This is a genomic window from Streptomyces sp. NPDC051452 (genome assembly GCF_044454765.1).
GTDB lineage: Bacteria > Actinomycetota > Actinomycetes > Streptomycetales > Streptomycetaceae > Streptomyces.
In genome coordinates this window covers 24,970-50,182 of record NZ_JBITEB010000024.1, presented here as the reverse complement: position 1 = coordinate 50,182, position 25,213 = coordinate 24,970, and the positions used below count along the sequence as shown (strand labels likewise).

18 protein-coding genes are annotated in these 25,213 nt (G+C 70.5%); 5 read left to right on the top strand and 13 right to left on the bottom strand.

Annotation, left to right across the window (positions count from 1 at the left end; all coding sequences use genetic code 11):
• Nucleotides 1-14 precede the first annotated feature (14 nt).
• From ACIBA9_RS35890 to ACIBA9_RS35830, 13 genes are all read right to left on the bottom strand, one after another.
• Complete coding sequence (locus ACIBA9_RS35890) at nt 15-986, bottom strand: TauD/TfdA family dioxygenase (protein ID WP_362155465.1); 972 nt, start codon at nt 984-986, stop codon at nt 15-17.
• 92 nt (nt 987-1,078) lie between these two features.
• Nucleotides 1,079-2,026 carry an AEC family transporter gene (locus tag ACIBA9_RS35885; protein ID WP_399369676.1) on the bottom strand — a complete coding sequence of 316 codons (948 nt, stop codon included), beginning with the start codon at nt 2,024-2,026 and terminating at the stop codon, nt 1,079-1,081.
• A 45-nt stretch (nt 2,027-2,071) separates the two neighbouring features.
• Nucleotides 2,072-2,956, bottom strand: a complete 885-nt coding sequence (locus ACIBA9_RS35880; RefSeq protein ID WP_399369674.1) for an aminotransferase class IV — start codon at nt 2,954-2,956, stop codon at nt 2,072-2,074.
• Between the two features lie 11 nt (nt 2,957-2,967).
• The gene (locus ACIBA9_RS35875) at nt 2,968-3,801 is read right to left on the bottom strand and encodes a hypothetical protein (protein WP_362155456.1); all 834 of its coding nucleotides are present in this window, start codon (nt 3,799-3,801) and stop codon (nt 2,968-2,970) included.
• Nucleotides 3,802-3,892: 91 nt separating this feature from the next.
• The gene (gene asnB, locus ACIBA9_RS35870; protein ID WP_399369672.1) at nt 3,893-5,686 is read right to left on the bottom strand and encodes an asparagine synthase (glutamine-hydrolyzing); all 1,794 of its coding nucleotides are present in this window, start codon (nt 5,684-5,686) and stop codon (nt 3,893-3,895) included.
• Between the two features lie 3 nt (nt 5,687-5,689).
• Nucleotides 5,690-6,637 carry a peptidase gene (locus ACIBA9_RS35865; RefSeq protein WP_399369670.1) on the bottom strand — a complete coding sequence of 316 codons (948 nt, stop codon included), beginning with the start codon at nt 6,635-6,637 and terminating at the stop codon, nt 5,690-5,692.
• Nucleotides 6,634-7,929: an ATP-grasp domain-containing protein gene (locus ACIBA9_RS35860; RefSeq protein WP_399369668.1), complete on the bottom strand. Its 1,296-nt coding sequence runs from the start codon at nt 7,927-7,929 to the stop codon at nt 6,634-6,636. Before ACIBA9_RS35860 ends, ACIBA9_RS35865 begins: the two co-directional genes overlap by 4 nt.
• Nucleotides 7,926-11,777, bottom strand: a complete 3,852-nt coding sequence (locus tag ACIBA9_RS35855; protein ID WP_399369666.1) for an amino acid adenylation domain-containing protein — start codon at nt 11,775-11,777, stop codon at nt 7,926-7,928. Before ACIBA9_RS35855 ends, ACIBA9_RS35860 begins: the two co-directional genes overlap by 4 nt.
• Before the next feature lie 359 nt (nt 11,778-12,136).
• Complete coding sequence (locus ACIBA9_RS35850) at nt 12,137-13,357, bottom strand: MFS transporter (RefSeq protein WP_399369664.1); 1,221 nt, start codon at nt 13,355-13,357, stop codon at nt 12,137-12,139.
• A 717-nt stretch (nt 13,358-14,074) separates the two neighbouring features.
• Nucleotides 14,075-14,671, bottom strand: a complete 597-nt coding sequence (gene leuD, locus ACIBA9_RS35845) for a 3-isopropylmalate dehydratase small subunit (RefSeq protein ID WP_399369662.1) — start codon at nt 14,669-14,671, stop codon at nt 14,075-14,077.
• Between the two features lie 11 nt (nt 14,672-14,682).
• Nucleotides 14,683-16,074, bottom strand: a complete 1,392-nt coding sequence (leuC, locus tag ACIBA9_RS35840; RefSeq protein ID WP_399369660.1) for a 3-isopropylmalate dehydratase large subunit — start codon at nt 16,072-16,074, stop codon at nt 14,683-14,685.
• A 39-nt stretch (nt 16,075-16,113) separates the two neighbouring features.
• Nucleotides 16,114-17,589: a class I adenylate-forming enzyme family protein gene (locus ACIBA9_RS35835; RefSeq protein WP_399369658.1), complete on the bottom strand. Its 1,476-nt coding sequence runs from the start codon at nt 17,587-17,589 to the stop codon at nt 16,114-16,116.
• On the bottom strand, nt 17,589-18,275 hold the full coding sequence (locus tag ACIBA9_RS35830; protein ID WP_362155426.1) for a class I SAM-dependent methyltransferase: 687 nt from the start codon (nt 18,273-18,275) through the stop codon (nt 17,589-17,591). Before ACIBA9_RS35830 ends, ACIBA9_RS35835 begins: the two co-directional genes overlap by 1 nt.
• Before the next feature lie 196 nt (nt 18,276-18,471).
• Here ACIBA9_RS35830 and ACIBA9_RS35825 point away from each other — a divergent pair, with 196 nt between their 5' ends.
• From ACIBA9_RS35825 to ACIBA9_RS35805, 5 genes are all read left to right on the top strand, one after another.
• Nucleotides 18,472-20,163, top strand: coding sequence for a 2-isopropylmalate synthase (locus tag ACIBA9_RS35825; RefSeq protein ID WP_399369656.1), 1,692 nt, complete (start codon nt 18,472-18,474; stop codon nt 20,161-20,163).
• A gap of 270 nt (nt 20,164-20,433) precedes the next feature.
• On the top strand, nt 20,434-21,486 hold the full coding sequence (locus ACIBA9_RS35820; RefSeq protein ID WP_399369654.1) for an iron-containing redox enzyme family protein: 1,053 nt from the start codon (nt 20,434-20,436) through the stop codon (nt 21,484-21,486).
• 36 nt (nt 21,487-21,522) lie between these two features.
• Nucleotides 21,523-22,212, top strand: a complete 690-nt coding sequence (locus ACIBA9_RS35815) for a 2OG-Fe dioxygenase family protein (RefSeq protein ID WP_362155418.1) — start codon at nt 21,523-21,525, stop codon at nt 22,210-22,212.
• Nucleotides 22,209-23,087 (top strand): diaminopimelate epimerase, encoded by an 879-nt coding sequence (dapF, locus tag ACIBA9_RS35810; protein WP_399369651.1) that lies wholly within the window; start codon nt 22,209-22,211, stop codon nt 23,085-23,087. The genes ACIBA9_RS35815 and dapF overlap by 4 nt, the downstream gene beginning before the upstream one ends.
• On the top strand, nt 23,084-25,210 hold the full coding sequence (locus tag ACIBA9_RS35805; RefSeq protein WP_399369649.1) for a molybdopterin-dependent oxidoreductase: 2,127 nt from the start codon (nt 23,084-23,086) through the stop codon (nt 25,208-25,210). Before dapF ends, ACIBA9_RS35805 begins: the two co-directional genes overlap by 4 nt.
• The last annotated feature ends 3 nt before the right edge of the window (nt 25,211-25,213 follow it).

Genomic DNA, 25,213 nt, shown 5'->3' with positions numbered 1-25,213 from the left:
GGGCCGGCCGACCGTTACCAGGCCTGCATCGGTTCACCCGCGACGTGCCGGGAGACGAACCCGTCGGGGCCCTTGGCGGGCTCGCCGAGCACGGTGACGCGGTGCATCACGCGGTCCACCCCGAGATGGGCGAAGTCCGTGGGGGCGAAATGGCAGGTGCTGCGGTTGTCCCAGAAGGCGATGCTGCCCGGCTCCCAGCGGAAGCGGACGGTGTACTCCGCGCTCGTCAGATGCTGGAACAGCAGCTCCAGGACGTGCCGGCTCTCCAGCTCGGAGAAGCCCGTGATGCGCGTGGTCGACCCCGGGCTCACGAAGAGGGCCCGCTCGCCGGTCTCCGGGTGGACCCGTACGACGGGGTGGATCGCGACCTGCGGGTCGGCGCAGTACATCCCGAGGATCTCGCGGTCCCGCTCGTCCGAATGCCGCAGGTGAACGGCGGTGAAGAAGGCGTGCTCCGCGCTGAGCCCGTCGACGAACTCCCGCAGGGCCGGTGACAGGCCCTCGTAGGCGGCGACCGTGTTGGTCCACTGGGTGTCACCGCCGAACTCCGGTGTGCTCTCCGCCCGCAGAATGGACAGGTCGGGCGGGTTGACCGCCTGGGTGAGGTCGCTGTGCCAGCCGGCGAGCGGGGAGGACCATTTGCGGCGGTAGTGCTCCTCGAAGTCGGCGCCGTAGCGCTCGTTGTCGGCCTTCGGGTCGACGGTGAGGATCTCGGGGTGGCCCTCGGGGTGGACGCCGTGCTTCTTCCCCGGGCGCCGGGTGAGCGCTCCGAAGCGGCGGCCGAAAGCGATGTGCTGGGCGTGGTCGATGTCCTGGCCGCGGAAGAACACCACCCGATGGGTCAGTACGGCCCGGCGGATCTCGGCCACCGTGGCGTCGTCCAGTTCCTCGCGCAGGTCTACGCCGGATATCTCGGCCCCGATCCGGCCGGCCACCTGTCGGACGGTGATCCTGCCGGTCTGCGGAGGCTGAAGGGTTTCGGACATGGCGGTGCCTTTCAGGGAACGTCGAGATGCTTGACAGGTGTCTGCGGGGAGGTGTCTGCGGGAAGGGAGGCGGAGGAAGCAGGGCGCCGGCGTCAGGTCCGGTGCGCCCACTGCATGAGCAACGGCAGCAGAAGCAGCGCCACGACCGAGCTCTTGACCACGAGGGCGGCGGACATGTCGACGCCCACCTCGTACCGCTGGGCGAAGATGAACAGGTTCTGCGGGGCCGGCATCGCGGCGATCAGCACCAGGTAGCGCAGCCAGTCGCCGCGCACCCCGAAGCCGTAGTAGGCGACGGCGAATGCCAGGACGGGGAAGACCACACACTTGAAGGCGATGATGCAGACCTCCTCCAGGGTGGTCCCGCGCACGGACAACCCCACCCCGCCCAGGTGCAGTCCGAGGGCGAACAGCGCCACCGGGGAGGCGCTGTCGCCGACGAAGGCGAAGCTGTCGAGGACGGCGTGCGGAAGGCGGACCGACAGCAGGTTGAGCAGGATGCCCGCGTTGCAGGAGACGACCACCGGTGTCAGCAGGGAGGCGCCCACCGCGGCGCCGAGCTGCCGGCTCCGGCTCCCGGTGCGGTCCGCGCGGCCCAGTTCCATCACCGAGATGATGACCAGGGACAGCACGCACACCTGGAACAGGAGGACGGGGAAGATCGGTGCCGCGTTGCCGAACAGCATGATGAACACGGGTACGGCGAAGTAGGCCGTGTTCACCTGGACGGCCGCCATGACACGCAGCGCGATCCCGCGCGGCTCCCGGACACCGGAGGCCCACGCCAGCGCGCCGATGAGGAGCACCGCGACACCCGCCGCCACCGCGTACCCGGTGATCGCCCGCCAGTTGAACAGGGTGCCCAGATCGCTGGCGTAGATGTTGCCGAACAGATAGCAGGGGACCGCGAAGAGGAAGGCGTAGTCGGCGAAGGCCTTGGAGCTCTCGGCCGGCACCACCTTCCGTCTCGCGAGGAGAACCCCGCACCCGAAGGCCAGAACCACCGGCGCGAGCTTCTCCAGCGCCTCGACCGCTCCCATGCGTGTGCCCTTGCTTTCACGGCTCCCGCGAAGGAGCCTCGTTCGCTACCGTGCGCCCGTGACGAGGCGCTGATAGCCGCTGATCAGTGTCCGGACGACCCGGTTGCCGCCGACGTCGTAACGCTGCTCGTCGATCCGGGACACGGGGAGGATCTCGCAGGCCGTGCCGCACAGGAACGCGCCGTCCGCCTCGCTGGCGAAGTCGGGTCCCAGATCGCCCACCGTGCAGGCGATGTCCTCCCGCTCGGCGAGCGCGAGCACGCAGGCCCGGGTGATGCCGTCGATGGTGCAGCGGGTCGTCGGCGTGTACAGCGCGCCGTCCTTGGTGAAGAACAGGTGGGCGCCGGTGGCCTCGACGAAGTTGCCGCGGTCGTCGAGGAGCAGGGCGTCGTCGAAACCGGCCCTGAGGGCCTCGTTCTTGCAGACCGTGCCGATCATGTAGTTGCCCGCCGCCTTGCTCTTCACCGGCGCCGAGTCGGGCGAGGGCCTGCGATAGCGCCCGATGGTCAGGGCGATGCCCGTGTCGAGGGCGTCGGTGGCCGCGTAGTAGCCCGCGGGGAGTTCCCACGCGGCGATCGAGGTGTGCACGGACGTCTTCAGCGCGGCGGTCTGGATCACCTCCGAGCCGCGCCAGGCGTTCATCCGCACATAGCCCTCGGTCATCCCGGTCCGCTCCACGACGTCGAGCGTGGCGGTGCGCAGGGTCTCGTCGTCGTACTCGAGGTCGAAGTCCAGGATGCGAGCCGACGCGCGCAGCCGCGCGATGTGTTCCGTCAGCATGAACGGGGCTCCGCCGTAGACGCGGATGCCCTCGAAGACGCTGGAGGCGTAGTGCAGCCCGTGGCTGAGGACGTGCAGGGTCGCCTCGGGCCAGTCCACCGGTGCGCCGTCGTACCAGATCGTGCCGGTCCGCTGGTCGAAGGGGATCACGACGGTCTCCTTCAGAGCGCCAGGTCGAACAGCGGGTTGCCCAGGTCGCCCACGAGGGCGACGAAGCGCCGCTGGTGCGGGGTCAGGGCACGCACGGACACGCCGTGCAGCGCCAGGGGGTTGATGGGGTACAGCACCAGCGTGTTGCTCTGGTACGGGACGGTGGTGACCTCCTCGACGTACTTCGGGTCGATGTCGAAGCGGTTGTCGCCGTACTCCGAGGCGCTGGTGTGGAACTTGTGGGCCCCGGTGCGGTACCGGTAGAGCACGAGGTCGCCACCGGCGGCGTCGTCCTCGGGCAGCCGCATGTAGAAGAGGCCGCCGAAGAGCTTGTACGGCTTGTCGACGTGCGGGCCGCGGTACGACGACGGTTTGCCGGTCACCGCCGAGTTGATGACGGCGGTGCAGTCCATGAGGATGTCGTGCGTCTCGAAGGTGTCCCGGTTGCGCCGCCCGACCCGCAGCTCACGCAGCGGCCGCCCGATGCCCCGCTCGGCGTCCGGCAGGTTGGCGAGCAGGTCCTCCTGGAAGAGGTCGAGGAACTCCTCGTAGAACGCCGGGGACGCGTGGTAGGTGACGAAGTCCTTCCACACCTGTGCCATGGTCCGGTCGCCGAGGATCGACTCGGACATGTAGTTGTAGCGTTCGTTGGAGGTGATCGGCTTGCCGATCCGCTCACCTATGTACTCGGCCGTGGGCATGGACTTCGCCAGCGCCTCGTACAGCTCCGTCGGCAGCGCGTCGCGGATCACGATGTGCGGGAACGGGTCGCGGCGGATGTCGTCCTTGGTGACGCCGGCCAGCAGCGAGGTGATCGCGGGTGTGCCTTCGCGGGTGTCGCTCACAAGTGGCTCTTCTCTGTGGTGGATCGGTTCCGTGGTGGATCGGTCGTGGGGTGGTGCGGCTGCGGGGTGGTGCGGCTGTGGGGCGGTGCGGTCAGCCGGCGCGTGCGCAGAGCCAGGTCTCCAGCACCAGCAGCGACCAGAGGGTCTCGGCGGCGTGCGCCGTGGGCGTCTCGGTCTGCGTGCGGAAGAGGTCCCGGACGGCGTCCCCGCGGACGTAGTCGTGGCAGCGGGCGCCGGGCGCGAGGAGGAGGTCGCCGATCATGCCGTACAGCGCCTCCCCGGGCCTGATCATGGCCGTGATCGGCAGGGTGAAGGGCTGCTTGGGACGCTCGACGACACTGCGCGGCACCCAGCGGCGCGCGGCCTCGGCGACGGGCGCCTTCACGACGCCGTTCGCCACCTTGACGTGGGCCGGCAGCGAGTGGGCCAACCGCATCACGGACGGCTGGAGGAACGGGATGCGAGCCTCCACCGAGTGGGCCATGCCGAGATGGTCGACCCGGCGCAGGATGTAGTACGGGAACCGCTCGAACTGGTCGTACCGCAGCAGCGTCTCCAGCTTGTCGAGCTGCCCCGACCGGACCCGTTCGTCGAGGTCGTCGCCGATGCCGTCGCCGAAGAACCCGCCCGCGCGATCGACCAGCGCCCGGTACTCCGGGGTGTACAGGCGCTCCAGGGCCGGGCGGTGGACGGCGGCCATGGTGTCCTGGTAGGCGCGGTGCCAGGTGACGGAGTCGTCCTGGGCGGCCTTGCCGAAGCGGGCGTACCCCGCGAAGAGTTCGTCGGCGCCGTCACCGGTCAGCGCGACCTTGAACCCGGCCTCGTGCACGGCCTCGAACAGGGCGAAGGTGCTGAGGCTGTGGGGGGCGTTGTTGGGCTGGTCGAGGTGGCGGACGAACCGCTCGACCAGTGCCGGGAAGTCGGCCGGATCCAGCAGCACCTGGTGGTGCCGGGTGCCGCAGTGCCGGGCGACCTCCGCCGCGAAGTGCCGCTCGTCCAAGGGCCATTCGCCCCGGTAGGCGATGTTGAAGGAGGCGACGTCGGGCACCAGGTCCGCGGCGAGCGCGGTGGTGTAGCTGGAGTCCAGGCCACCACTGGTGATGACGCACACCGGGACGTCCGCGTCGAGCATGCGGCTCATCTCGTCCCGCAGCAGCGCGTCGAGCCGGGCGGCGGCGGTGCCGACGGTCGGCTCTGCGTCGGCCCATTCGACGGGGTCCTCGGCCTGCGGTGCCTGGGTGACGGTGAGGCGCCCGTCCGCGAAGCGCAGTGTGGTGCCGGGTTTCAGGGTGCGTACCCGGGAGTAGACGGTGCCCGGGCCCCAGACCGCCCGGCCGCCGAGATACCGGTCCACGGCGAGCGGGTCGATGGTGTCCGGGAAGTCGGGAAGGCGGCTGAGCGCGCGCAGCTCGGAGGCGAAACACAACCGGTTGCCGCTGCCGGAGAGGTAGTAGTAGAGCGACTTCATGCCGGCGTGGTCCGTGAACAGCTTCAGACACGGCTCGTCACGGCGGTCGACCACCGCGATGGCGAACATGCCCTCCAGCCGGCTGACGAAGGCGTCTCCGTACACCTCGTACAGCGGCAGCAGGACGTCACCGTCGCTGTCCCCCCGGAAGGAGTACCCCCGCGCGGCCAACTCGGCGCGCAGCGCGCGGTGGTTGTAGATCTCGCCGTTGAAGACGCAGGTCAGTCCCGGGCGTTCGAAGGGCTGGTGGCCGTCCGCGATGCCCTGGATGGCGAGCCGGTTGTTGCCGAGCGTCCAGCCGTCACCGGAGCGGCGGCTCATCTCGTCGGGTCCGCCCTCGCGCATCGTGTGCGCGACGTCGTCCCACGCCCCCGGGCCGATCGTCGCACCGCCGAAGGAGCCGTAGATGCGGCACATGGGTCAGGCCTCCGTCCGGGTGACGGCACCGACCGGCTCCAGGGCGCAGTCCACCCCGCTCTGCCGTGCGGCCGGGTAGTGGCGGCCGAGGAACTCGGTGACGATCTCGACCTGCCGCAGGATCTCCTCCAGCTGGGCCGGGGTGGGGCTGGTGCCGTGGCCGTCGAGTGCGCTGTTGCCCGTTTTCAGGTAGACGGGCGCGGCGATGCGGACGATGTCGGGAGCCTCATAGGTGCGGACGAAACCGCCGGACGTACGGGGATTGTCCACATGGCAGTCGAGCGGGATGGCCACCGCCTGGCGCAGCGCTCCGATCATCGGCAGGGTGAGGTCGCGCACGGGGTTGAAGCTGTTCGCGCCGAGCATCTCCAGCATCTGCGCGGCGGCCGGATTGCCCTGGCCGCAGTGGGCGGACACCTTCAGGTGGATGTCCATGGGCAGGTCACCGGCGTTCCGCAGCCGGCCGAGCACCCACAGCAGGCCCTCGTCGTAGACGACGAATCCCCGCACACCGAGGTCGATGCCGCGCTTGACGTCCTCCACGGCACGCACGATCTGCTCCTGGCCACGCAGCCGGTAGCCGATCCGCGCGCCTTCCGGCGTCTGCACGCCGGCGCCGATGTCGTACCCGGCCCGGGGGCCGACGGACATCAGGATCTGGGCGCCGTACTCCTTGCCGAGGGCGACGTACTCGCCGATCGTCCGGGCGGTGTGCCGGTACATGCCGCGTGTCTCGGTGATGCGGTTGATGGTGAAGCCGCGGCGGCGGCTCTCCGAGAGCAGGGTCTCGGCCGCCTCCACGGAGTTCACCGTGGGCACCTCGATGCGGTAGTGGCCGCCGTCGGCGAAGGATCCGCCGGAGCCCGCGAGGTTGTGCGCGTCCTCGTCCGGCAGTCCGAGCTGGGCGAGTTGCGCGCGGGTCTGCTGGTAGAAAGCGGTCGTGTGCATCATCTGGTGACCTCCATGCCGAGCAGCTCGGCCGTGCGCTGGACGATGTCCTCGGCGATCCGTATCGAGGTCGCGCGGTCGGCGTGCACGACCTGCACCTCCCCGAAGTTGCCCAGGTTGCCGCGGCAGGGCGGGATCGTGTCCGTGTCGGGGAACCGGACGGTGAGGGAGTGCAGATCGGCGCCGTACTCGGCCGCGGCCCAGCCGAGATCGGGCACCCGCTCCGGCCGGGGTACGGCGTCCACGGCGCCGAACCACCGAACGGTGGCGTGGCGGGTGAACTCGGTGGGCCCGCGATCGACGCGCTCGTTCAGATGGATGCGGACGAGCAGCTCGAAGATGTCGCCACCGCCGGCGAGCCGGAACAGGTTGGGCAGACAGGACCCCATGATCCGCGGATTGAGTTCGATCAGCCGGGGCCGGCCGTCCGCGCCGATCATGATCTCCACATGGAAGATGCCGAGCCCGAGGTCCATCGCCTCGATGACCGCTTCGGCGAACTCCATGACGCGGTCGTGTTCTTCGGGGCTGATTCCGGCGGGGATCGTGGTCCCCGTCTCCAGCGCCTCATGGCGGTCCCAGGTGGAGCGCTCGCTGACCGCGAGGCGCAGGAACCGGCCGTGCGCGAGGCCGATCTCGGCGGAGACGAAGCGTCCGCTGAGGTACTCCTCGACCAGGATGCCCGTCCGGTAGGCGCCGGCCGCCCGCGGCCCGGTGAGCACCGTACGCAACTCCCTGACGTCGGCGACGACATGGGCACCCTCGCTGCCCGACCCCCGGGCGGGCTTGACGACGACGGGGTATCCGGTGCGCGCGGCGAACGCGGCGGCCTCGTCGAAGCCGGCGACCACCGCGTGCCGGGTGCTGTCCAGGCCCGCCGCGGCGAGGATGTCGCGGCAGCGGTCCTTCTGCTTGGCCGCCGCGGCGGCGTGCGCGTCGGTGAACGGCACACCGATCTCCCGCGCGATCGTCGCGACCGGCACGACGAGCGCGTCGACGGTGGCGACGAAGCCGTCGACGGGCCTTTCGGCGTGGATGGCCCGGATGCTGCTGCGCAGCGCGTCGATGTCGGTCGCGTCCCGCAGGACGTGCACCTGGTCGACGTGCTTGGCATAGGGGGAGGACTCGAAGTCGATGTTCTGGGACTCCTCCATGCGCAGGGAGCGAATGAGGGTGACGTGGTGGCCGAGCCGGGCGGCCGCCTCGAACGCCGGGGCGTTGCCGGCCTTCCAGGTCACGAACACCACGTGCTTCGGCGCCTGCCCGTCGTCCCGGTGGATGTGTGCCGTCGTCATGCCGTCTTCCTCGCGAATCGCTGCCCGATGCGGACATAGGCCGGGCTGTCGGTGCCGGGGGCCGGGATGAAGGAGATGGAGCCGGCCAGGACGTTCCGCTCCGACATGGAGCTGAACCCACCCGCGCCGGACAGGACGAGGTCTCCCTCGTCGAGCCGCAGCCAGGCCCCGTCGGGCTGCCGCTCGGAGTAGGCGTAGCGCAGATGCTCCCGGCCGGGCGTGACCTGGAGCAGGTAGCCGTCGGAGGCGTAGGTGCCCACGCAGTCGTCGAAGGCCATGGTGAACGGCAGCCCCGTGCGGATCAGTCCGTCGCCGGTCAGGATGCGCAGGAGGTCCTCGTAGAGCCCGAACGCCGGGTAGGCGTTGGCGAGCAGCACCAGGAAGGACCGGCTCTCGGGGAACACCTGGACGAAGTTGTGGTGGCCGCTGCCGTTGGAGTTGAAGCCGAAGGCGCTGGGGCCGAACATCAGCCAGCCGAGCCCCCAGGCATGCATGAAGTGGTGGCCCGGGACGGGGATCTGCGGGGTGCGCATCTCCTGGGCGAGCGCGGCGGACAGCAGCCGCTCGCCGTCGGGGGTCACTCCGTCGTTCAGGGCGAGCGCGGCGATCCGCGCCACTTCCTCGACGGTGAGACAGACCGAGAACGAGCCGGCGGCGTCGTCGGCGATCGTCTGCCGGGGCGGATCGTGGCGCACATAGCGCTTGGCGCCCTCGTCCCACAGGAAGCCGTCCGAGACGGTGCCTGCGTAGTGGCCCTCCTCGGCGAGGGTCTCGGGGATCTCCTCGATGCCGAGCGGGGTGAGCATCAGCTCGTTGACGGCGCGCCGCCAGGGCATGCCGAGCAGCTTCTCGATGAGCGCGGCGACGATGGAGGTGCCGACCGCGGAGTACGCGAACACCTCGCCCGGCTCGAAGAGTTGACCGTACCCGTGGAGCGTGTCGAGGTAGGCGTCAAGGCCCGGCAGGTCGGTGTCGTGCCAGATCTCGTAGGAGTCGTCCACACCGCTGGTGTGCGACAGCAGATGGCGCAGGGTGACCGCTACGGCGGCGCCGTCCCGGCGCCGGAACGCCTTGGGCAGCACCTCGTGCAGCGGCTCGTCCAGGCCGACCAGGCCCCGGTCGACCAGGCGCAGGGCGACGAAGGCGAGCATCGGCTTGGTGAGACAGGTGACACGCTGACGGGTGTGCGCGCCGTACGCGTCCCCGGTGCGTTCGTCCACCACGCCGTGGTAGGTGAACTCCGTCGTGCCGTTCAGGTGTACGGCCATGCCGGCGCCCGGCACGCCGTGGCCGCGGCCCGACTCCCGCAGCGTCAGCGCCAGAGCGCGCAGCGTGCCGGCGGTGCCGGTGGCGCCGGGCGCCTCGGGTGTCCGCGCGCGGATGCTGCGCAGGAGCGCGGCCTGGGCGGCGAGTGTGCGGTGCTCGTACACCTCCGCGACGCGGACCGCGCGGCCCGCCACGTCCGACAGCCGGGCCGCGAGCAGGTTCGCCAGCAGGGAGTGGCCGCCGACGGAGAAGAAGTCCAGGTCCGCGGTCGGGGAGGGCATGCCGAGCAGGTCGGCCCAGACCCGGGCGACCGCGCTCTCGTCCGGATCGCCCCCGGTGACCTCGGCGACGGTGTGCCGCCCCCAGTCGAGGTCCCGCGCGGCCAGCGCGTTGCGGTCGACCTTGCCGTTCGGCAGCCGGGGCAGCCTGTCCTCCACGAGGACCTTGGCGGGCTGCATGTAGTGGGGGAGCTTGGCGCGCAGCCGCTCGGTCAGCGCCGCGACGGACACCGTGCCCCCGTCGCGGGCGACGTAGCACACCAGCCGGGTGTCGTCGCCGACGGGCACGGCGAGCGCGGCCACGTCGCGCAGCCCGACGCCCTCGCGCAGGACGGCCTCGATCTCCCCGAGTTCGATCCGGAAGCCGCGCACCTTCACCTGATGGTCCCGGCGGCCCAGAAAGCGCAGTTCACCGTCCTCGGTCCAGCGGGCCAGGTCACCGGTGCGGTAGAGCCGCCCGTCGGTCCGTTCCGCGAGGTGGGCCGGGGCGGCGACGAAGGCCGCGGCGGTCCGCTCCGGGTCGTTGATGTAGCCGTCGGCCAACCCGGCGCCGCCCAGGTGGAGTTCACCGGTGGCGCCCTTCGGCACCAGTCGCCCGCGCGCGTCGAGCAGGAAGGCGACGGTGTTGTGGATCGGCCTGCCGATGGTGGGCGCGGTGTCGACGGGGCCGGTGAAGCACTTGGCGGTGGAGTAGGTGGTGTCCTCGGACGGGCCGTACAGATTGAAGAGCCGTTCGATGTCCGTCTTCTCGAAGGCGGCGTTGACGAGTTCCTTGGACAGCGGCTCGCCCGCCACGTTCAGCACACGGGTGGAGGACGGCACCACCGACCGCTGGAGCAGCACGTTGACCGCGCTCGGCACGCTGTTGACGAGGGTGGGACGCAGCCCCTCCTCCTCGGTGAGCGTCAGGACGTTGTCCACGACGATCACACAGCCGCCGCGGGTGAGCGGCGCCCACAGCTCGTAGACCGACAGGTCGAAGTTGAGCGAGGTGGAGAACAGGACCCGGGCGAGGTCCTCGACCCGGTACGTGCGTTCCGCCCAGGCCAGAAGGGCGGTCACGTTGCGGTGGCTGATCACCACGCCCTTGGGCCGGCCGGTCGAACCGGAGGTGTAGATCAGATGGGTGGCGGCGGACACGGGCACGGCGAGACCGAGCGGAGTGTCGTCCGCGCCGGAAGCCTTCTCCCACAGTTCCGTCAGCGGCAGCCCGGACGCACCGGTGTCGTCGAGCCATTCGGGCGCGATGGGGCCGTCGTGCACGACGGCGGCCATGTCGGCGGTCTCGGCGATGGCCCTCAACCGGTCGGCGGGATAGGCGGGATCCAGCGGAACGTAGGCACAGCCGGCCTTGTGGACGGCGAGGAGCAGCACGACCAGTCGGTGGGTGCGGGGCAGGCAGACACCGACGCGGGAGTCCGGGCCGACCCCGGCGGCGACCAGGGCACGCGCCAACCGGGCTGCCTGCCGCTCCAGCTGACGGTAGGTCAGCGTCGTATCCCGCCATTCGACGGCCGGCGCGTCGGGGGTCCGTGCGGCCTGGGCCTCGACCAGGGCGTGCAGGGGGGTGTCGGACGCGTAGGGGAGTGCCGTGTCGTTGACCTCGGTGACCAACTGGTGGGTCTCGGCCTCGGACAGCACACAGAGGTCGGCCACCGCGGTGTCGGGGCGGCGGACGGCGTCCTCGAGGAGGGTGTCGAGACCCGCGGCCATCCGGCGGACGAACTCGTCCGCGAAGAGGGAGCCGTCGAAGCGGAGCGTGAACAGCAGCCCCGCGGCGGCCGGTTCGCTCTCCAGCAGCAGGGAGCATCCGCCGGTCGTACGGTCGGCGCGGTCGGTGACCTCGGTGTCGCCGGTGCCGTCGTGGTCGACGTAGCCCACGCGCAGACCGGTCCCGAGACCGTTCGGCGCCCGGCCACCGTCGTCGGCGGCCGCCCGGTACCGGGCGGCCCAGGTGGACGCCAGGGAGCACAGGGTGACGTGCGGCGCGAGCGAGGCCCGTACGGCCACCGGACGGTGCGGGGGAGCGCCGCCCGCACCGCCGGCCCGCGCCAGCGCGAAGTCGTCCTGGCCGCTGTAGCGGTGTACGAGCACCCCGAACGCCGCGTGAAGAAGGTCCGGCACACGGACCCCTCCACGGTCGGCGAGGGCGACCAGGTCCTCCGGTCGGTCATAGGTCCACGCGTACGTCTTCGGCGCCTGTGTGCCCGCCTCGGGACCCGCTCCGTCCCGGAGGGGGAATTGCAGGGCAGGTGCTTCGTCCGCCGGTATCACGGTGGACGAGGCGGTAGAAGTGTCCACCATCAGCCTGATCCTTACGTCACGTTCGAAGAGCGAATGGAATCGGCGTTCTTCCTCTTTTCGAGGACCCCTTCAGGGTGTCGCCGAGAATGATCGCCGCATTTGATGAAAGCACGGATTGTCTCAGTGAATGGGCGGCGTCGCGTGAAGAATTCGACGGCATCAATTCACATGAAAAAAGGGCAGGGGGTGCCGCCGGACCGGCGGGAAGTATTTCCGCGCACATACGTGTCGTCCCGAAAGGGGCGATTCCTCATGGTGCGGGGCCGATTTCGCGGGCGCGGGCCGACGAAGGCCGACACTGCGCCGAAGGCCTCGGTCGGATCTCCGGCACACGGGACGGCGGACGCCTCCCGGCGTGCTCAGACCGCCACGGGATCGGGGTCGAGGCGCCTGCTGCGCTGGGCCCAGCCGGCGACGGCCGGCATGGCGGCTCCCACCAGGGCGAAGCCGACGGCCATCGCGAGCCAGCCGGCCGTGCCGTGCTCGACGGCCAGCCAGGTCAGCAGGGCGGGAGCGATGAGCTTGCCCAGGTCGGAGCCCATCGCGTAGGTGCCCTGGTACTGGCCCTGCGCGTGGTCCGGGGCCAGCCCGAACGACATGCCCCAGCTGCCGGCCGACTGCCGGATCTCACCGAGGACATGCGCCAGGGCGCCGCAGATCAGCAGGACCGAGGCGAGCAGCCAGGAGGGCCGGCCACTGAAGGCGAAGACCCCGCAGGCGAGTGCCAGACGCAGGGCGCCGGATCTGGAGGCCCGGGCGGCCGAGGAGGGCTCGTCGGTGCCACGCGCCGCTCTCACCTGCAACAACACCACGGCAACGGTGTTCGTGATCAGGATCGCGGCGATCATCCAGCGGGGTGCCGTCGTGTGGTGCAGCACCCAGATCGGCAGGACGACCTCCAGCAGCACGTTGTGCATGGACAGCAGACCGTCCAGGACCACGAACGTCAGGTAGGGCCGGTCCCGCAGCACGATCAGGGCGGGTCCGCCGCGGGCCGGCTGCGGCGCGACGACGGGCAGCAGCAGCGAGAGCAGGCCGGTCAGCAGGTACGTGGCGGCGTTGAAGGCGACGGCCGCCCGGTAGGCCGTACCGGAGTTCAGGGCGAGCAGCACGCCCGCGAGGACGGCGCCGACGGAGACGCTGATGTTGCTGGTGGCCCGCAGATAGGCGCGTACCGACACGCGCTGCTCGGGTGGGACCAGAGCGGCCACCACGGCCATGCGCGCGCTGCGGCTGGCGCTGTAGGCCAACGCCTGCGCGGACACCACCACCAGGTACATGCCAAAGCCGTGAACGGCGAGGAGTGCTGCGGTGAGCGGCCCGAGGGCGAGGAACGACCAGATCTGCACCGAGCGGGGGCCGAGCCGGTCGGCCAGATGGCCGGTGGGTGTGCTCACGGCGAGGGCGACACCGGCGGCCGCGCCCACCCCGATGCTGAACTGTCCGGGCGTCAGATGGAGGACGGTGATGGCGTAGATGGCGTTGAGCGCCATCCACAGGCCCTGTCCCAGAGTGTGCACCAGCGTGATGCCGGACAGAAGGCGAGCGGGTCCTTTCGGCGGCATGAGTCGGCTCAGCATGTGCCTACCGCATTGTTTCCTGCTTTTGCGCACGTCAGGATCTCTGACACGCCCCTACCTCTCGTTCAGCGCCATTGCCAACGACAAGATTCGGGTATTTCCCCCGTAATCACAGGCCGAGATCGTCGGCCTCTCGGGTCCATCGAATCGGCGTCCGGGGTGCCGTGTCCAGGAAATATGTATGTGACGCCGATCACACTCGGAATTTTTCCGCGCGCAGGGGACGGTTCGCTCGTAAAAACAAGGAAAAGAAAAAGTGCTTGCAGCCCGTGGGCAGGTGGCACGGCTTCCAGGCCGTGGCTCCCGTGGTCCGGTCCCGTGCGTCGGCGGCCGTGACCGCGGTCGGGCCGTGGGCGGCCGAGCCGGCACCGGTGGCGGTCGGGGTGGCGGTCGGGATGGCGGCCGCCGCGTTCGGGCCGGCGCTGGAGGGCCCGCACATGGTCACGACGAGGACGTCACCTGTACACCGAGTGGAGCGGCCAAGTCGCTCGGCTTCGCGTCCGGCGCCTGCGTCCGGGTCCTCCACGACCGAGTTCCACCACCCGTAGGGTCGGTCCCAGGACGCGCCGGAGGGCGCCTGCCGGGTATCCGCCCCGGTCAGGCGCCCTCTCCTCCGGACAAGGTGCTACGCCGCGCGCCGCGCGCCGCGCGCCGCGGAACGCGGCAACCGCCTCTCCTCGCCCCACGACCACCGCACTCGTCTCACACGCAGACGACCTACGCGGACACGTCCAACCAGGGGGCGCGAGCCCGCTCGTACGCCGCGATCCGGTCGGCGGCACGCAGCGTCACCTCCAGCTGGGTCAGCCCGGCGACGAGCCGGTCGCGGGCGTCGTCGTCGAGCCGGAACGGCGCCGCCCGGACCCCCGCCGCCTCGCAGGTGACCGTGCGCTCGGCCACGTCGACGCTGATCTCCGCGCCGGCGTCGGCGGTGGTGGCGGCCATCAGGGCGGCCGCCGCCGCCGGCTCGCACCATACGGGCACCAGCCCGGCGTTCGGCATGTTGTTGCGGAAGATGTCCGCGAAACCCGGCGCGATGACCGCCCGGAAGCCCCACTCGTGCAGCGCCCACGGCGCGTGCTCGCGCGACGAACCGCAGCCGAAGTTCGGACCACTGACCAAGATCGTCGCGCTGGCACGCTCGGGCCGGTTGAGGATGAAGTCCGGGTCGAGGCGCCACTGTTCGAAGAGGCCGTCGGCGTAGCCGGTGCGCGTGGTGTTCTTCAGCCAGGCGGCGGGGATGATCTGGTCGGTGTCGACGTTGGGCCGGTCCAGGGGGACCCCACGGCCGGTGACGCGGATGAGCGGTTCCATACGGCTTCTCCCTACAGATCGGCCGGTGTGGCGAAGCGCCCGGCGACGGCGGTGGCGGCGGCCGTGGCGGGGGACACGAGATGTGTCCTGGCCCCGGCACCCTGACGGCCTTCGAAGTTGCGGTTGGACGTCGACGCACAGCGCTGCCCCGGCGCCACGGTGTCGCCGTTGATGCCGACACACATCGAGCAGCCCGGCATGCGCCACTCGAAGCCGGCCGCGGTGAAGACCCGGTCCAGCCCCTCCCGTTCGGCCTCGTGCCGCACGAGCATCGAGCCGGGGACGACGAGGCCGCGCACCCCGTCGGCCACGCGCCGCCCACGCAGCACGTCGGCCGCCGCGCGCAGATCCTCGATCCGGCTGTTGGTGCAGGAGCCGATGAAGACCACGTCCACGCCGACGTCGCACATCGGCGTGCCGGGACGCAGGCCCATGTAGCCGAGGGCGCGCTCGGCGGCGGCCCGCTCGGCGGGGTCGGTGCTGTCGGCGGGGTCGGGAACCGCGCCGTCGACCGGCACGCTCTGGCCAGGGTTGGTGCCCCAGGTCACCCGCGGCACTATGGCACCCGCGTCGACGACCAGTTCGCGGCCGAAGACGGCGTCCGGGTCGCTGCCCAACGTCCGCCACTCGGCGACCGCCTGGTCCCACAGATCACCCCGCGGGGCACGGGGGCGGTCCTTCAGATACGCGAACGTGGTCTCGTCCGGGGCGACCAGACCACTGCGCGCCCCCATCTCGACAGCCATGTTGCACAGCGTCATCCGCCCTTCCATGGACAGCGCGCGTACCGCGGGACCACGGAACTCGATGAGCGTTCCCGTGCCCGCGTCCGTGCCGCCGGCGGCGAGGATGCCGAGCGCGAGATCCTTGGCGGTGGCACCGGGCGGCAGTTCGCCGGTGACCGTGACGGCCATGGACTCCGGTCGACGGGCCCGCAGGGTCTGTGTGGCGAGGACGTGCTCGATCTCGCTGGTGCCGATGCCGAACGCGATCGCCCCGAACGCCCCGTGGGTGGCGGTGTGGCTGTCGCCGCAGACGATGGTCGTACCGGGCCGGGTGAGCCCCATCTGCGGGCCGATCACATGCACGATGCCCTGCCCCGGGCTGCCCACCGGGTGCAACTCGATGTCGTTGTCACGGCAGTTCTCGGCGAGCACCCGCAACTGCTCGGCGGCGCCGGCGTCGGGCGACAACTCGCGCCCGTCGGTCGGGACGTCGTGATCGGTGGTGGCGACCGCGAGGGCGGGACGGCGCACCGCGCGGCCGGCCTCGCGCAATCCGGCGAACGCCTGGGGCGAACTGACCTCGTGCAGCAGGTGCAGGTCGATGTAGATGAGGTCGGATGCCCCGGGTTCCACGACGTGCAGGTCCCAGATCTTGTCTACCAGGGTTTTCCGGGTCATGACTCGCCCTTTCAGAGCATGTCGCCGACGACGGGTGCGTCAGGAGGACTTCGAGTCCGCGAGGTAGCGGCGGCGGAGCAGCGCGCGGTCGGCCTTGCCGACGACGGTGCGCGGGATCCGGTCGAACGCCAGGACCGCCCCGGTCAGCCCGTGCGAGGCGAGGAGTTTGTCGACGGCGCTGACGGCGTCGTCGTCGGAGGTCCCCGGTGTCGCGCGCAGCACCACGAGCACGCGGTTGGTCAGGGTGTCCGTGTCGGCGGCGAGGCTGACGGACTCGGCGACCGGGCAGTGCCGGGCGATGAGTTCGTCGAGGAAGGGAGCGGCCAGCGGACCGTCCGTCGCCAGCAGGAGGTCGGTGACGCGCCCGAGCAGGCGCAGACTGCCGTCCTCCAGGCGCTGGGCGACGTCGCCGGTCCGGAAGTCGGGGCCGTGGAAGGTGGCCGCGTTGGCCTCGTCGTCGTCCAGGTAGCCGTCGCTGGTGCAGTCGGAGGTGAGCACCAGATGGCCGAGGTCGTCACGGTCGTACCCGGCAAGCGCCTCCAGACGGGCGCGCACGCCCGCGACCTCGTGCATACCGCCGACGGTCTGCACCTCGTCCGCCATGTTGCCGAGGGCGAGGCCGAACTCGGTCGAGCCGTAGATGTGGCGGATGTGGATGCCGAGCACGTCGGCGGCGTTGGCGATGAGGGCCGGGCTGGCGTAGGCGCCGCCGCACATCGGGCGGCGCAGCCGGGAGAGATCGGTGCCGGGCCGATTTCCGGCGGCCGCGATCAGGTCCTCGTAGTGATTGGGCAGCATGCTGGTGTACGTGGCACCGGTCGCGCCCAGCTGCGTCAGCAGCGTCGCGGGTTCCGCGCCCGGGTCGGCGAGGATCAGGCGGGCGCCTGCGAGCAGCGCCGCGAAGGCGTGCAGGTCGGTCGCGTGCGCCACGTCGAGGGTGTGCCGGCAGAAGAACGCGTCGCGCTCGGTGGCCTCGATGTGGGCGATCCAGCGCCGGCGCTCGCGGACGAAGGGCTCCTGCCGCCAGGTGACGAGCTTGGGCGCCTTCGTCGAGCCGGAGGTCCACAGCATCCGGAAGGTTCCCGGGGCCAGCGCCCGTCCCTGCGGCGCGGCGTCGGCCGGAGCGCCGGGGGTCCCCAGCTCGGCGAGCTCCACGCGGGGCAGAGTGACGCCCGCCCGGTGGTGGTTGTCGGGGCCGACCCAGAGCACGGGTTCCGTCATCCGCAGGGCACGGGCCACCGCGGTGGCGTCGAAGTCGGCGAGCAGCGGCACATAGGCGGCACCGGCCGCGCAGATCCCGAGCAGGAAGGCCATGTAGGAGGCGTCGTTGACCAGGCCCGAGCACACGACGACCCGGCCCTCGGTGACGCCGCGGGCGCGCAGGCCGACCGTGATCCGGTCGGCCCGCTCGAGCAGTTCGGCGTACGAGGTGCGCTCGCCGGCCGTGGTCTCGACCGCGACGGCGTCCGGCCGGCGTTGCGCGATCTCCCGAATTGCCTGGTACAGCGCAGTCATCAGGAGACCCAGCCCGCATAGGTGGCGAAGCGGAAGTCCTTGGCGAGGCAGTCGACGCTGCGGAATCCGGCGTCGCGCAGCCACTGCAATTGGGTTTCCAGGTCGATGCAGACGTCGAATTTCATCCGCTCGCGACCGGCCGCCCATTCTTCCGCCGGAGCCTGCTCACGGACCACGTGCAGTTCGTGCTGACTGTCGTAGAGGGATTCCAGGTGCGGCAGCGGGCCCTGCACCTGTTCGACGTTGACGAAGACACCGCCGGGGCGCAGCGCCTCGCGAATCCGGCGGAACAGGTCGCGCTTGTCGGTGTGGCTCAGGTGGTGGATCGCGAGACCGGAGACCACCGCGTCGAACTGGCCTTCCGGCAGCGGGTCGGTCAGGTCGCCGGCCTGCACCGAGACCCCTTCCTGGCTGGCGAAACGGCTGCGGGCCTGCGTCAGCATCAGTTCCGAGCGGTCGACGAGCACCACGTTCGCCTGGGGGAGTTCCCGCAGGATCGCCGCGCTCAGCAGACCGGTGCCGGCGCCGAGGTCGAGGACCCGCGGCGCGGCCGGCACGGTCGCCGCGACGGTACGCACGGCGGCCTCGTAGATCAGGTCGAACGACGGGATCAGCTGACGGCGCAGCGCGTCGAACGTCGTCGGGTCCCAGAGGTCGTTTCCCTTGATCTCAAACGTTTGCGTCACGTCTTGTCTCCGTTCGTCATCATGCCGCTGCTGCGGAACCGTGGTGAGTATTGCGGCGCCAAAGAAGGGGTGTCAACGCCGTTGCGGTAAAGCGCAATGGCGCTTCCAATTCCCCGACTTCGCTTCTGCGCAGAATCCTGGAAGGCCGCTAGTTCGCTGGCTAGCATGCTTTGCAATTTATGCGCGAGGAGTGTCCATGACGAACGAATTCGCGACCCGCCCGGTCTGGAACGAGCAGCGCCCGAGCCCCATGCCGGCCCACCGCTACCGCTCGTACGCCGAGGAGGTCGAACCAGTTCTGCTGCCGGACCGGACCTGGCCGGACCGGACGATCACCCGTGCCCCCCTGTGGTGCTCGGTCGATCTGCGCGACGGAAACCAGGCCCTCGCCGTGCCGATGGACCCGGCCCGTAAGCACCGCTTCTTCCAACTGCTCGTACGGATGGGCTACAAGGAGATCGAGGTCGGCTTCCCCGCGGCCAGTGCCACGGACCTCACCTTCATCCGGGAGATCATCGAGAACGACGCCATCCCGGACGACGTTCGCATCCAGGTCCTCTCGCCGTGCCGGCCCGAGCTCATCGACCGCACGGTCGAGGCCGTGGCCGGGGTGCGCAAGGTGACCCTGCACATCTACAGCCCGACCTCCGAGCTCCAGCGCCGGGTGGTCTTCCGTCAGGAACGGGCCCAGATCCGGGAGCTCGCCGTCGCGTCGGCACGCCGACTCGCCGCGGCCGCCGAGTCGCTGACCGGCGCCGATGTACGTCTGCAGTACTCGCCGGAATCCTTCACCGGCACCGAGCCGGGCTTCGCCGCCGAGGTCTGCAACGCGGTCCTCGACGTCTGGCGGCCCACCCCTCGGCGACCGGCGACGATATGCCTGCCGGCCACGGTGGAGATGACCACCCCCAACACCTACGCCGACTCGATCGAGTACATGAGCCGCAATCTGGACCGGCGCGACTCGGTCCTCCTCTCGCTGCACCCGCACAACGACCGCGGCACCGCCGTCGCCGCGGCCGAACTCGGCCTCGCCGCCGGAGCGGACCGCATCGAGGGGTGTCTGTTCGGCAACGGCGAACGCACCGGCAACGTCTGCCTCGTCACGCTGGGCATGAATCTGTTCAGCCGTGGCGTCGACCCCGAGATCGACTTCTCCGACCTGGGCGAGGTCCGCCGGGTCGTGGAGGAGTGCACGGCGCTGCCGGTGCACGAACGCCACCCGTGGGCCGGCGAACTCGTCTTCACCGCCTTCTCCGGCGGCCACCAGGACGCCATCAGCAAGGGGATCTCGGCGCTCGCCGACCAGGCCCACTCCAGCGGATACGACCTGCGTGACGAGCACTGGCAGGTGCCCTACCTGCCGATCGACCCGAGCGATGTCGGCCGCGAGTACGAACCGGTCGTCCGGGTCAACTCGCAGTCCGGCAAGGGTGGTGTGGCGTTCGTGCTCAACGACTCCTACGGTCTGCGCCTGCCCTCGCAACTCCGCGCGGACTTCGCCGTCCGGGTCCAGCAGGTGACGGACCGCGAAGGCGGTGAACTGAGCCCGGAGCGACTGCGTGAACTCTTCTACACCGCGTACACGTCCCCTCCCGGCTCCCTGCGGCTCCTCGACCACACGCCGTCCTCCGTCACGGTCAGCCTCGACGGCATCGACAAGGAAATACCCCTGACCGGAAGCGCGTCGTTGCCCGCATTCGCCGACGCGCTCACCCAACTCGGACTGGAACTCACCATTACCACGGCCACGGCACACGAACTCCCCGACGGCCGGGCGATCGCCTATATCAACAGCGGTGGGACCTGGGCCGTCGGGACCGGGGAGGACACCACCGCGGCGGAACTCGACGCCGCGGTGGCGGTGATCAATCAGACGCGCCCCTGACCAGCGCGAACCTCAACACCGGCAGGGCCACCGGGCACGGGTGGCCCTGCCGGTGTCGGTGCATTCCATTTGCTAACGTCCGTGGCGGCGTGATCGCACGGTGAAAAAATCTATTGATGAGTGCGATAAACAAATGGACTTGGACCCCACGCGACGCCTCTGGGTAGGCTGACACCAATCGAAGCCGAAATCTATTCGGCGTTTCGCCTGAGGGAAAACTCGCAGCCCTTTCGGCGGACCGAAAGAATGACGACCGAGAGGAATCCCGACATGCCTGATCCGCAGCAGAACGACTTCCCGCTCCTGGCCGGCTTCACGGCGGCGCTCACCTCGGCGACCTTCGAAAAATGGCAGGAGCTCGTCGACGACTACGCCCACCGCGCCGAGCTGGCCGGGGAGTGCCGACGGCTTGCGGACCTGGCCTTCCACGGTCGCGACGCCGCGGCCCGCGCCCACCTGCACGAGGTACTCGAGGTCGTCTACGCCTACGAGTTCAGCCAGTCCGCGGCCCGCAACCCCGACCAGGACCCCCAGCCGGTCCTGCGGGACGTCACGAGCATCCTCGAGAACGCCATGCTGGACCACGAGTTCCGGCAGGTGCCGGAGGAGCTGCTCAGCGGCTACCCCAGCGGCGAGAAGGAGTACGTGCGCTGGCTCAAGGCCCTCATCCAGGACCACCCGGCGAGCGCCCACCCGATGTACTCCGAGCACCTGACGAGCTCGGCGACCGCCGAGGACATACGCTTCCTGCTGGCCCAGGAGACCTCCCTGGACCCGCGCTTCGACGACATCCTCGCCGTCATGCAGCTGGGCGCGACCGGCGCCGAGAAGATGGAGATCGCCGCCAACTACTGGGACGAGATGGGCAACGGGGAGTTCGCCGACGTCCACACCACGCTCTTCTCCCAGTGCCTCACCTCGATCGGCGTCGACCAGGGATACATCGAGTCGAACCTGCTGCCCATCGCCAAGGAGTGCGGCAACATCTCGGCCGGCCTCGCGCTCAGCCGCCGCCACTACCTGCGCGCCATCGGCTACTACGGCGTCACCGAGTTCCTCGCCCCCCGACGCTTCCGCCAGCTGGTCACCGCATGGGACCGCCTCGGGCTCCCCCCGGAGGGCAAGATCTACCACGACATCCACATCAACGTCGACGCCCACCACGCGGCCGGCTGGTACAAGAACGTCATCGGGCCGGTCGTCGAGCGTGATCCCGCCGCCGGCCGCGAGATCGCACTCGGCACCTTCGTACGGCTCAACACCTCGGCGCAGTACCTCGACCGAGTCCTCGAGGTGTGTCTGAAGCAGCCCCAGCCCGCCTGAACCACCGTTGCCCCGCCTCCCCGAAAGGCATCGAACGTGACTCTCAACGCGCAGCACTTTCAGGTCTTCGACCTCCCCGAGACGGGGGACGACATTCTGAAGAGCTTCGACGACCTGGCCTTCGACGAGTACATCGGCAACGGCAACCGCTGGCGCCGCTTCTCCCAGTACCGGCTCGAACACCGCGACGGGGCCTGGGAGTTCGAGCGGCTCCCGCACCGCCCGTACGTCACCTACTCCAAGTTCAACCCGATCGCGGGCGGCATCCGGCGGCACTACCAGCCGATCCAGGTCGACCTGGTCGAGCACATCCGGGAGGCCTGCGCCCAGATCCCGTTGCCCGAGGACGACGTCTGGCAGATCAACGTCCACCAGTACCGGGTCATCGCCAACAAGGAACTGCAGGGCGTCGTCGTCCCGGAGGGCGTGCACCAGGACGGCCACGAGTTCGTGGTGATCTCCGTCTACAACCGCGTCGGCGTCACCGGCGCCGAACTGACCCTGCGCCGCGCGGACGACAAGGAGACACCCATCTTCACCGCGACCCTGCCGGCGGGGCAGGCCATCGCGTTCGACGACCGTGCGCTGTGGCACTACGTGACCGACATCGTGCCGATCGAGGAGGAGGGCCACCGCGACATCACGGTGGTGTCGTTCTCCCGCTGGAGCGAGCGCTGGTACGGCGACGACTTCGAGGAAGAGGCCATCGGCGAGGGCCGCGGATGACCACCCTCCTCAAGTACCACACCCTCGGCAACGACTACCTCGTCGCAGACCCGGAACTCGGCGCGCCCGCGCCGGGTGCCACGGCCACCCGGGCCCTGTGCGACCGGCGCACCGGCATCGGGGCGGACGGGGTGCTCTACGGCCCCCTCCCAGCCGCAGGCGGGGCGGCCGGCCCGCAGGACGCCTTCGGGGTACGGGTCTTCAACTCCGACGGTTCCGAATGCGCGCGCAACGCGAACGGTCTGCGCATCTTCGCCCGCTACCTGCGCGAGCACGGCCGCACGCGCCGCGACGAGATCACGCTGCGGACACCCGGCGGCGACGTGAGCGTACGGCTCGGCAGCCCGGTCACCGCGCCCGGCACCATCGACCTGGGCTCGTGGACCCACCACGCTCCCGCGCCGGCCGACGGCGGGGAACTGATCGGCGTGCCCCTCGAGATCGAGCCGGGCACCGAACTCACCGCGACGGCGGTCCACAACGGCGTACCCCATCTGGTCGCGCTGGTCGACGACGCGACCGCCGAGCTCGCCGCCCGGATCGGCCCGAAGATCGTCGAGTACGCCGGCTTCGCCGAGCGGCCCAACGCCGAGCTGCTCACCGTCGAGGACCGGCGTACCGTGCGGATCCAGATCTGGGAGCGGGGCGTCGGATACGCCCTCGCCTCCGGCAGCGGTGCCTGCGCCGCCGCCTGCGCCGCCTACCGGCTGGGCCTCACCGACCCCTCGGTGACCGTCGTCATGCCCGGCGGCACCGTGTCCGTGGAGATCACGAAGGACGAGCGGGTGCTGCTCTCCGGCCCCAGCTCCTACGTCGGCCAGATCACCCTGGCCGACGAGTTCGTACCCCACCTGCGCGCGGAGCCGTCCCGGTGAACCGGAACACCCAGGGCCCGGCGCAGGCGGCGCCGGGCGTCCACGCGCCGGCCGGCCGAGCCCTGAAGATCCTTCCCGGTGGCTGCCCGCTGGACTGCCCGGACGCGTGCTCCTGGCAGGTCGAGGTCGAGGACGGCGTCGCGGTAGGGCTGCGCGGAAACCCGGAGCATCCGTACACCCGCGGAACCCTCTGCGTGAAGGTGAACCAGTATCTGGAGCACACACGGGCCCCCGACCGCCTGCTGCATCCGCTGCGCCGGACCGGGCGCAAGGGCGAGGGACGGTTCGAGCGGATCGGCTGGGACGAGGCCCTCGGCGAGATCGCCGACCGCCTTACGGAGGTGATCGACCGGTACGGCGGCCAGGCCATCTGGCCCTACCAGGGAACCGGGAACCTGGGCTATCTGCAGGGCCTCCAGGGGCGCGCCGGCAGCCGGCTGTGGAACACCCTGGGCGCCTCGCGCCACGACATGACCATCTGCTCGGTCGCGGGCCTGGTCGGCACCGGATACACGCTCGGCACCAGCCGGGGCATCGACCCTGAGGATCTGCGGCACGCCCGGCTGATCCTGTTGTGGGGCTGCAACACGCTCACCACGAGCCACCACCTGTGGAAGGTGCTGTCGCAGGCGCAGCGGTCCGGGGCGTACGTCGTGGCCATCGACCCGGTGCTGACCAAGACGGCTCGGCTCGCCGACGAGCACGTGCCGCTCAACCCCGGCACGGACGCCGCGTTCGCCCTCGGGCTGCTCAACGTGGTGCTGTCGCTCGGCGCCGAGGACCGTGCGTACCTGGCGGAACACACCGAGGGCTGGCCCGAGTTCCGCGCACGCATCGAGGAGTTCACACCGGAACGTACGGCCGAGATCTGCGGACTGCCGGTGGAGACGGTCGAGCGGCTCGGGCGGCGCCTGGCCGTCACCCGGCCCACCGGGATGAAGGCGGCGCAGGGCATCCAGCGGCACGCCGGCGGTGGCATGGCCCTGCGTACGCTGGCGGCGCTGCCCGGGGTGACGGGGGACTGGAAGCTCCCGGGCGGCGGACTGGCCTACTCGACGGACGGCTACTTCGGCGGCGACCGCGAAGCCCTCTTCCGTGACGACCTGCTGCCCGGACCGGTACGAAGCCTGTCGATGACCCGCCTCGGCGAGGCCCTCACCACGGTCGACGATCCACCGGTCAAGGCGCTGTTCGTCTACGGGGCCAACCCGGCCACGGCGGTGGGCGGCCAGGACCAGGTGCACGCGGGCCTGCTGCGCGAAGACCTGTTCACCGTGGTCATGGACCATTTCCGCACCGACACGGTGGACTACGCAGACATCGTGCTGCCGGCCACGATGCAGACCGAACACACCGATCTGCTCGACGGGTACGGGCACATGTACATCACCTGGAACGAGCCGGCGGTCGCCCCGCCCGGCGAGTGCCTGTCGACCACGGAGACCTTCCGCCGGCTCGCGGCCCGGCTCGGCCTGACGGAGCCGAGTCTCTTCGACTCCGACGAGGACCTCGCCCGGCAGCTGCTGTCCAGCGGCCACCCGTCGCTGAACGGCATCGACCTGGAGCGGCTGCGCCGTGAGGGCTACGCCCGGCTCGACTACCCCAGTCCCTTCGTCCCGTTCGCCGACGGCTTCCCCACACCGTCGGGGAAGCTGGAGTTCGTGTCCGCGACGGCCGCCGCCGACGGCTACGACCCGCTGACCGGGTACACGCCCCCCAAGGAGGCCGCGGACCCGGAGCTGGCACGCCGGCTGCCGCTGGTGCTCATCTCGTCGGCCTCCCACTTCTTCCTCAACACGACGTTCGCGAACAAGGAATCACTGGTACGCCGGGCCGGCGCACCCTTCGTGGAGCTGCATCCCGCCGACGCGGCGGCCCGGGGACTGGCCGAGGGACAGCAGGTGCGGATCTTCAACGACCGGGGAGCCTTCACCGCGCGGCTCCAGGTGAGCGACTCGGTGCGGCCGGGAGTGGCCCGCACCACCAAGGGCTGGTGGGCGAAGCTCACCGGCAACAGGGCGGGGGTCAACGCCACCGTGGCCGAGCGGGACTCGGACATGGGCGGCGGCGCCGTCTACCACGACAACCGCGTCGAGGTGTCCGCGGCCGAGCAGCGAGGGTGAGGT